Consider the following 250-nt stretch of genomic DNA (forward strand, 5'->3'; position numbering starts at 1 on the left):
CGGTCGACTCGGTCTCCGACTGGACCGGGAACGTCGGCCTGGCCGAGCTCGAGACGTGGGGAACCGAGCCGGTCGTCTCCACTCCGGAGCCCACTCCGACTCCCATCCCTGAGCCGACCCCGGAGCCGACCCCGACTCCCGTCACGGAGCCGGCCCCCGAGTCGAGCGTCCCGACGGGGGAGAACCTCGCCGGGCAGGCGACGGTGACGGCCTCGTCGGAGAACGTCTGGGACGGGCAGACCGCGGTGAA

1 protein-coding gene is annotated in these 250 nt (G+C 72.8%); it reads left to right on the top strand.

What is annotated here, in order from left to right; all coding sequences use genetic code 11:
* The coding region (locus O2W53_RS23810; protein WP_269165532.1) for a hypothetical protein at nucleotides 1-250 on the top strand (250 nt) is incomplete at both ends.

The sequence above is a fragment of the Modestobacter sp. VKM Ac-2978 genome (assembly GCF_026968025.1).
Lineage (GTDB): Bacteria > Actinomycetota > Actinomycetes > Mycobacteriales > Geodermatophilaceae > Modestobacter.